Here is a 9,086-nt window from a genome sequence, read left to right on the forward strand (position 1 = left end):
AGACCCCTTTCCTGACGGATTTGCCCCCCGTTTTTGGCCACTCCCAAGCCGAGGACAGGCCCGAAAGACTTGACCCGCACTTGAGCCCCGCCGCTTACGACCAGTTCTCCAGTAGCGCTCTTGCCTCTCTGACATCCACGGTGTCGGCGCCTTCGGAAAATGCGGCGTGGATCTCGATCAGCATTTGCCGCGCAGCGCCGTTCTTGCCTTGGCGGTGCCAAAGCCTGGCGAGGCATAGCACGCCCTGCAATTCAATTGACTTGGCGCCTTGCTGACGGGCGAGGGTGATTGCCTTCTGGAAACACGCCTGCGCTGCTTCCTCCATGGCGGATGAACTGGCATTCTCGCCGGGCGACGCCAACATCAACTCTCCCTGGAGGCGATTCAGCGTCGCTTCATCGAAGCACTCGTCCGTGTTGCTCACCAGCACCAGCGCGTCACCCAGCACGCGCAGCCCCGCTTCAGGCTGCCCAGCCCGTCCATAGGCATCGGCGAGCAGTCCCAAGAGGGATGGTCGTCCCAGTGCGGCCCCGGTCGCTTCGTGGGCGCGAAGTCCCTGGTGTATCAGTGCGATTCCCTCCTCACTGTTACCTTGCCTGGCGAGCGCCCAGCCGCGCAGGATCGTTGCCCACGCCAGGTAATGCGGGAACCCCTGTTCGCGCGAAAGTGCGAGCGCGGCATTTGCATACTCCAGCGCCGGCGCCAGCTCGCACCGGCGCTGATGCAGTTCGGCCGCGAAAATCAGGCTCAGGGCAAGGGCGAACGGATCAGAAGCCTTCCTGGCCAGCGCCAGAGCCTCTTCGCAGCGGTTTAGGGACTGATCCGGCAAGCCCAGGTACCAGAGGATCCAACTTAGGGTGCTCCGCACGTGGACAGCCGGATTTCGCGCATAGCGTAAAAAATGACCGTATGACTGGCGGTCGGGGCGGTGCAATGCCAGCGCCTGCTCCATATGGGTACGGGCCTGGCTGATCTGGCCCAGTCGGAACACAGTCGCCCCGAGCACGCGATGCGCCTCGGCGAGCTGTTCCGGGTCTTGCGCGTCCTGCGCGAGGCAGAGCAGCCGTTCCGCCAGGGCTTGCGCCGTTTTGAGTTGGGCGCGCAAAAGGTAGAAGGACCATAGGCCGAGCCGTGCGGAGAAGCCCTGCGGGGTGTCACCGCCCTGTTCGCTCAACGCCAGCGCCCGTGTGTAAGTCGCCTCCACCTCCGGCGCCCCATAGCCTCGCGCGGCCATCCATGCCGGACCGAGGACCAGCAGCAGCGAGAGTTCCTCGCGCAGGCGTTCCGGGGTCTCGGGCAGCGTCTTGAGCAAATCGAGGGCCGCACTGAGATGCCCGATCGCCTCGAGCTGAGCGGAACGCTGCAAGGCCTGCTTTCCCGCCAGCTGCAGGTATTCGACCGCCTTCGGCACATTGCCGCTCTGGCTGTAGTGGTGCGCGAGCGAGCTGCAATACTCCTTCAGCCGATCCGGAAACAATGCCTCGATGGCCTGGGCCGTGCGCTCGTGCAGGAGGCTACGCTGCCCCGAGAGCAGGGAATTGCCCGCCACCTCCTGCGTGAGCGCGTGCTTGAACGCGTACTCCACCTCGGGGAAGGCGGGACGCTCATAGATGAAATCCCCGGCCTGGAGGTCCGCCAACAGCGGGTGTAGCGCGTCGTCGGGCTGCCCCGTGACATGCCGGACCAGACTGGAGGGGAACTCCGTGCCGATGATGGCCAGCGTCTGCAGCAGTTCCTTCTGCGGGACCGGCAACCGATCGATACGAGCCGCCAGCACCCCTTGCACGGTCGTCGGGATATGAAGCGCCAATGGGGCCTTCTCGATCCGGAAGGATCCGGGCTGGCCGAGCAAAGCGTTCTCCTCGGCCAGGGTCTGGACGACTTCCTCCATGAAGAACGGGTTCCCCTCAGTCTTTGACAAGATCAGCTGCTTGAGCGGCGCAAGCGACGGATCGTCCCCTAGCAGGGCCGTGAGCAACCCCTGGGCCTCCGCCTGGCCCAACGGCTCCAGATGGAGCTGGATATAGGAGGACTTGCGGCCCCAGTCATGCCTGTACTCGGGACGATAGTTGACGAGCAGCAGTACCCTGGCGCCCGGCACCTCCTCGATAAGGACATCGAGAAAAGCCTGCGTCTCACTGTCCAGCCATTGCAGGTCTTCGAACAGGACCATGAGCGTCTGGTTCTGGCTCTCGCGCACCAGCAGCCGTGCGATCGCCTCAAAGGTGCGCTGGCGCCGGATGGCGGGGTCCATCGTCGGCAATGCCGAACCCGCTTCGACGATGCCGAGCAGGTAGAGCAGGTAGGGCAGATGCTCCTCCAGCGAGCGATCCAGGATCAGCAGCCTGCCGGTAGCCTTCTCGCGATACCGGCGTTCGTCATCCTGTGCCGTGATCTGGAAATAGTTCCTCAGCAGGTCGATCAGCGGCAGGTAGGGAAACGCCTTGCCGTGCGACACCGAAAAGGTCTCGAGCACCAGGCAGCCTTGCTGCGCGCGCGCCTTGAACTCGTGGAACAGGCGCGATTTTCCGACCCCTGCCTCCCCTACCACGCCGACGATCTGCCCCTGCCCTGCCCGGGCCAATTCGAGCGCCGCACCGAGGCGCTCCAGTTCGGCCTCGCGGCCGACAAACCGAGCCAGGCCACGGTGCGCGCCCACCTGCAGCCGGGTGCGCAAAGCGCCCAGGCCAAGCACCTCATACACGGCGAGCGGTTCGCGCAGGCCCTTGATGTGCGTGCGTCCCAGGGCCTTGAACTCGAAATACCCCTCGGTCAGCCGATGGGTCGATTCGCTGACGAGGATCGATGACGGTGTCGCGACCCCTTCCATCCGCGCGGCGATGTGGATCGTGTGGCCCACCGGGTCGTAATCCGTGCGCAGGTCATCCTTGCGGATCGAGCGCACCACCACTTCGCCGGTATGGACGCCAACCCGGATCTGCAGCGGGATGCCCTGCTCCAGCCGCACCTTATCGCTATGGCAGCGCATGGCCTGTTGCATGCGGAGTGCCGCAAACAGCGCGCGTAGCGCATGGTCCTCGTGGGCGATTGGCGCGCCGAACAGCGCCAGGATGCCGTCGCCGAGGGATTTGGCCACGTACCCCTCATAGTGATGCACCGCTTCCATCATCAGCGCCACGACCGGATCGATCAGGCTGCGGGCTTCCTCGGGATCCAGGTCCTGGATCAATGCCGTCGAGCCGGCCATATCCGCGAACAGGGCGGAGATGGTCTTGCGCTCGCCACCGGCGTCCCCGCCCTTTGCCTCCATGGCGGCGTGCTCGGCGCGAATCCGCTCGGCCAGATGGGGCGGCGTATAAAGAATAGGAGCCGGCAACGCGGGCGTCGGCAGGGGCGTCACCGGTGGCGACAGACGCGGGGGGGCTGCCGCCGTATCCGCCAGCAACGCGCCGCACGTTCCGCAGAATTTCGCGGTGGGGCTGGATGCTTGGCCGCATTGCGGGCAAATCTGCGCAAGCCTTTGCCCACACTCCTCGCAGAACCTGGCTCCCGAGGGGTTCTCGAACTGGCAATTCGTGCAGCGCATCTCGCCTCCCGACTGCCTGTGCCTGCCACGCAGCCATTACAGGCGCAATCCCGGCGGTTGGCAAGGCGGCGCTGCGGCAACCGATGACTGCCCTCTGCCAAGCCCGAGGCCGGGACCGGACGCGGCGCCGCGTCCGCGGGCGACACGTCATTTTGATCGCAGACGCAGAAGCGAACCGGCCCGGAGCGCTGCCCCCCTCGGATCATTGGCAGGGCGTGGTCATGGGCTTGGCGTACAGTCCCGGGGTAAGGCATAGCCACCGGCACAAAAATAATTTACATTGCGCTTTAGTCAGCATTTCAGCCCGGCTCCAGATGACGTGTGCTGAATATTGTTATAGCTCAAGCACTTAGCGTTGCCTCCATGGCTCAGGACCTTGATACGCACACCGTCACCAAACTCACCCGCACTGAATTTGCCGTGGTCCGTGCCTATGCGCAGGGCATGCGGCCGGTGGACATCGCCAACCGCTACTTGCTGGACCCGGATGAGGACGAGCACCTGAGCGAGACCCAGGCGATCCAGCGCATCCTGGGCTTGCGCGACCGGTTGGTGCAGTTCGCTCTGCAGCATGGCCAGCCCGAGATCGCCAGCATGTTCGAGGCGCTGCGCGCGCGCTCAGACGTTGGCATGTCCCGGCGGGTAGACGCCGTGTCGGCGCTTGAGCAGCTTGGGCAGAGCTACCCCCAGCCCCAGCACGAGGTGTCACTCTGGTTCAAGCCGAGTCTGGCACGCCGGCTGATGGCGGCCAATATCCGGCGGATTCAGGACCTGACGTCCTTGGCAAACCGGCGCGGCAGCAGCTGGTGGCGCACGGTGCCACGCATTGGCGCGCAGTCGGCCGAGGTCGTCACGCACTGGCTGGTGCGCCAGCGCTCGGCCATGGGCGCCGCGGCGGTCAAGGCCTATGTGCTGCCGCCTGCCGCCCACGCCCGCCGCGACGCGCTGGTGCCATTGGCCTTGGCCCCCGGTATGCCGTATCCCGTACCCCTCGAGCATATGCTGGCGCCGGCTCCGAGTACCGCGGCAGGTCCAGCGCTTGTCGCCGATCTGGCGTTCGTACGGGCCTGGCTGCAGGACCGGGCGCCCCATACCCGCAACAGCTATCGGCGCGAGGCCGAGCGGCTGCTGTTGTGGAATGCAGCGCGCAAGAAGGGGCTGCAGGCCTTGGAGGCCGGAGATCTTGAGGCTTATGAGGATTTTTTAGCGGACCCTCAACCGGCAGCGTTCTGGTGCGGCCCGAGCGGTGCGCGCGACAGAATGCACTGGCGGCCATTCGAAGGCCCGCTGAGGCCCAGTTCGGTAGCGGCCGCCTTGCGGGTGGTTCGGGCGCTGCTACGCGCAATGGTCAAGGCCGGGCACCTTGCGAGTGTCCCACTCATCCCAAGGCAAACCGCCGCCGCTGCGCCCACGGCGCAGAGCGCCCCGTCCGGTCAACCCGACGTGGAGGCCTTCCTGGTCTGGCTGGGGGAGGCGCGGCAAGGTTCGCGGCATCGTGCTGCGCTGGCTGCAGTACAACTCATGCGCAGCGCAGGCTTGCCGCTGAGCGAGCTGGCGGCGCTGCGCTGCGCCAACCTGCAGTCGAGCGCCGAGGGCATCGTACTGCGACGCCCGGGTGCGCGGCAGCAGCTGGTGGCCCTTGACACTGCCGCCCGGCAGGCCTTGCAGGCGCATTGGGCCGATCGTGGCTGGCCAAGCATGATGCCGCCGGCGCAGGCGGCACTATTTGCCCCGACGGTACAGCCTGCTACCGCACGCGGGCGCAACAAGCGGCTAGCGGGCATAGCAGGCGGGTACTCGGCCACAGGCTTGGATCAATTGCTGCGTAGTCTGTGGCGGCGCTTCTGCGAGCAGCGCGGGGTCCCATCGGAAGGGTTCACGCCCGGCCAGCTTCGCACCCGCGCCAGCCGGGCCTGAGCTGCTAACGCCGGGACGCCAACGCCAACCGAGCTTAGCGTTGCGCGAAGCGGGGGCGTTTCTCCCTCGCTCCACGGTTTCCTTAGAGAAGCCACCCAACCGCGCTGATAATCGCCCCCGGCGCCAATCCGAAATCTGCTTCAGCCTCCGCTGTAGCGGAGACTCTCCGACCACTACCTAGTGAACGGACGGCTGCCATTCCAAGCCCCCTTCCCGAAATGTTTTTTTTCGCTTTCCCGCACTCAGATCCGCAGCCCTTCGTCATCGAAATGCAGCTTCACCGGGGATGTCGAGATGGCCAATGTCACCAATATTGGCCGAACGTCAAGCCTGCGCCAAGGGCAAGGTCACCGGGATTGTACTAACGTCAGTTTTGCCTGCGACCACCGAAAAGGGGCCTTGTAGCCTTCCGTCATTGCCCATTCTCGCTATGGTTAGGTCACCAAATTGTACGCAGCGAGGCAGGCAGCCTCTCGTAAGGTCACCAATATTGTTCTGTTCCGATGCTCCCCAACAGGCAAAGTCACCGTCAATTGTCCGTTAGCGGCAGAGTCCGGCGCTAAACAAGTCCGCGCACAGGTCTTACGGAGGCCTTGCAACTAGGATTCGTACAAACTTTGTGACCTTGCTGTCGGCCCTTGCGCCATGGTGTCGCGGGATCCCACGAGGGTATGTCTCTAGTTGAGACGAGACAAAGCCGGGGCATGCACGCTCTGGGTGACGTGAGGCAACTCATTGAGGGGTGTGGCCACGGATGGCATCGTCCGATTCCGCAGCTTGCTCCATGTCCGGCATTCGCGTTCGATCGGTGATTCGCTGCCAATCAGACTACGCAGAGTATCCCTGCAAGGGTAGCCAGAGAATGCTCCGGCAAATCGTGTCCCTCTAAGCCCCCGCGCGTCATTGTCACGGTGCCATTTGTATCGGTAGCGACCGTCGTTCAGTCTCTAGGTGGTAGCCCGCGCGGAAAGGAGCGTGTTAGCGAGCGTACGCGCCGAAGATTGCTAGTACTACAAGAGCTTTCTGGCAGTGCCGTTGCCCCAGCTGGACCGAGTCAAGATTTGTGCGTAGTTCGCGGCGGTCGCGCCCAGCTCGAAGGGCCGCTGTCTCTCCAATCCTGGAAGGGCTCTATTCCGATCAAGTGTTCCGTCTTAGATTGGCCATCCACGTGTGATACCTGGGAAAAACTCATGGGCGACTGTCGCGGACCAGCAGGTCGAAGTGAAGGAATTCGAAATGACGATAGGCAAGGCGCCACTTCCCTGCTCTGGGTTTTGGAGGTTGAGGCGCCAAGCGCGTCGAGCGATGGACTCAAGCCATCATGGAGCAGGCGACCACCTGGTAGCTGTTGGCGCGGGGTATGCGAAAGCTGCGACGTAGCGCTTTCAGCCAATGAAATAATTTACGGCATCCAGTCCAGTTGGGAAGGCTGCACCCACAACTTCGATTCCCCCTATGAGAGCCGGCGCTCGGCGCCCCCCTCTCGCACTCTTTCTGGCGACGTGTCCACGGCCGTCAGCGCGCCGTAACAGCGCGATCTTGCGCCGCTGCTGCTGCTGTCGTTTTGCCGTCCCTGCCCTACGAGGGTCCCTGTGAGCGACCTCCATCGACGCCCAAAATGTGCTCACCCGAGATATCGACGGGACGAACGCAGCTGCGGTCCAAGTCAGAACACGGACCCCCGCACGACTCGCCTTTGTCGGGTGATGCTGCTTCAGATCTTTGAGCCTCGTGTTCCGAGTCGGAACACGAAGCCTTCCAGCGGATTTACTCGGAAGCGTTAAGCATCTGGGGGTTTCTCCTGTTGTCGGTACTTCGCAGCCGGGAGTCGCTTGAGCAGGCGATAATGCCTTTGTTGATATCGCGACGTTCCGAGCCGATCTCAACCAACAGGAGCGAAGCGGTCAGGTTGCTCACCTCAGAGATCGTCGTCAGCAGGCGAGCGCGCAATCGGATCGGCGCCAACGCTTTTCCCACGATTGCGTCGTTGGCGGGCCTGTGCTCCGAGGTTCCGATGGAATCCAGATGCTGCGTGAGCGTCGTGGGGTGGTGGTGATCGGGAATGGGTCCGCTCAGTTCCTCACGGAATTCGGCGCTCTTCCTTCTAGCGGTTGCCTTTTGGCCAGAGCGGCAAGCCGCAGCTGTACTGGGATATCTCGCACACGAGTTGCCTGCGGGTACGCGGGATTGCGCAGTTCCTGAATGGCCGCCGGCGGCACGAAGCTCGACCGGATCAAGCTATGGGCAAGCAGATCAGCAATCCGCATCGCGTCGTTGACGTCGCTCTTGCGCCCAGGCACGCAATGGATGCAGGTTCAACATCAACTCGAAGTTGGCTTCGACGATGGGGCGCGCCGGCTTCCAGTACACCCGGAGGCTTCGATGACCGCATCGGTGTAGTCGTTTGCATCCTTTGGGATCGCGTGCCTGATGTGGTCGTGTTCCGACTCGGAACACGATTCACGGGCTGTCGACGGGACCACATTGCACCGTTCGCGCCGACAAACTCCGCTTCTGACAGGGCCACGGGGAATTCAGACCGCGTCTGTACAAGAACGAGACCCGTGTTCCGACTCGGAACACAAAAAAACCCCTCAGTGAGGGGTTTTAAACTGTAGCCAGATTCTACGATCAAACCTACTCATTTTCACAACGCGGCGTAACGGAGTCAGGTGGAGTTGTTTTCGATCGGTGAGTTGGCGCAGATGCTGGGTGTGGCAGTGATGACGTTACGCCGTTGGCACAAGGCAGGCAAGTTGGTGCCGGCGTGCCGTACCATCGGTGGGCACCGTCGTTACGACGCCATGAAGGTGCGTGAGGTGATGGGCATGACGACGCCAGCGGCGGGCAAAACGATTGCCTACGCCCGCGTCTCCTCGCACGACCAGAAGGAACAGTTGCAAAGCCAGGCGATGCGGCTACGGCGACATTGCGAGGCCCAGAAATGGGACGGCGTCGAAGTCATCACCGATCTAGGTTCAGGCCTCAACGACAAGAAGAAAGGTCTACTGAAGCTGCTGACCGAGATCCTTCATCACCGTGTACGGCGCCTCGTGCTGGTGACCAAGGACCGTCTGCTGCGCTTTGGCTCGGAGTTGCTGTTCCGCATCTGCGCGATACACGGCGTCGAGGTCGTGATTCTGGATGCGGACGAAGATATCCCGAAAGAGCAACAACTCACGGAAGACCTCGTTGAGATCCTCACCGTGTTCTCGTCAAGGTGATACGGCTCACGCAGTCGTCAAAACTTGCGCGCACTTGCGTCATAGGCATAATTGCGGTCACCTTTACCCCCATTGCTCACTTCGTGCAACTCACTACCCAGACCCGGCCGACCATCACGCCTGAGGCAGCCCTCGTGCTGGCCAGGCTCGTCGGTCATTACGGGATGCAGTTGCGCAAGCTGTATGCGGTCGTGGCCGCCAAGGGCGGCAAGGTGAAGGATCACAAGACTGAGTTCTGCAAGGCCCACGGCATCACCGCTCGATACTTCAACGGACTTGCGAACGATCTGCAAGGCTCCATCGACAGCGTGCGCGAGTTGCTCAAGCAAAACGTCAAGGACAGAAATGCTGCGCTCAAAAAGCTGAAGAAGCGAGTCGCAGGCTTTGACAAGAAGTTC

At 62.9% G+C, this 9,086-nt stretch carries 3 protein-coding genes and 2 pseudogenes; 3 read left to right on the forward strand and 2 right to left on the reverse strand.

What is annotated here, in order from left to right:
- Positions 1 to 94: 94 nt before the first annotated feature.
- Positions 95 to 3,547 (reverse strand): adenylate/guanylate cyclase domain-containing protein, encoded by a 3,453-nt coding sequence (locus DN412_RS36730; RefSeq protein ID WP_115216031.1) that lies wholly within the window; start codon positions 3,545 to 3,547, stop codon positions 95 to 97.
- A gap of 321 nt (positions 3,548 to 3,868) precedes the next feature.
- On the opposite strand from DN412_RS36730, the gene DN412_RS36735 reads away from it, so the two are divergent.
- Positions 3,869 to 5,464, forward strand: coding sequence for a site-specific integrase (locus DN412_RS36735; protein WP_244222969.1), 1,596 nt, complete (start codon positions 3,869 to 3,871; stop codon positions 5,462 to 5,464).
- Positions 5,465 to 7,607: 2,143 nt separating this feature from the next.
- Here DN412_RS36735 and DN412_RS46085 read toward each other — a convergent pair.
- Positions 7,608 to 7,834: pseudogene (locus DN412_RS46085) on the reverse strand (IS110 family transposase); the annotation flags it as partial.
- 302 nt (positions 7,835 to 8,136) lie between these two features.
- Between DN412_RS46085 and DN412_RS36745 the strand changes: the two are divergent.
- Together DN412_RS36745 and DN412_RS36750 are read left to right on the forward strand one after the other, a co-directional pair.
- Complete coding sequence (locus tag DN412_RS36745; protein ID WP_115216034.1) at positions 8,137 to 8,688, forward strand: IS607 family transposase; 552 nt, start codon at positions 8,137 to 8,139, stop codon at positions 8,686 to 8,688.
- An 83-nt stretch (positions 8,689 to 8,771) separates the two neighbouring features.
- A pseudogene (locus DN412_RS36750) lies at positions 8,772 to 9,086 on the forward strand (transposase); the annotation flags it as partial.

Origin of the sequence: Cupriavidus lacunae (assembly GCF_003353055.1) — a bacterium.
In the GTDB taxonomy this organism is placed as follows: Bacteria; Pseudomonadota; Gammaproteobacteria; order Burkholderiales; family Burkholderiaceae; genus Cupriavidus; species Cupriavidus lacunae.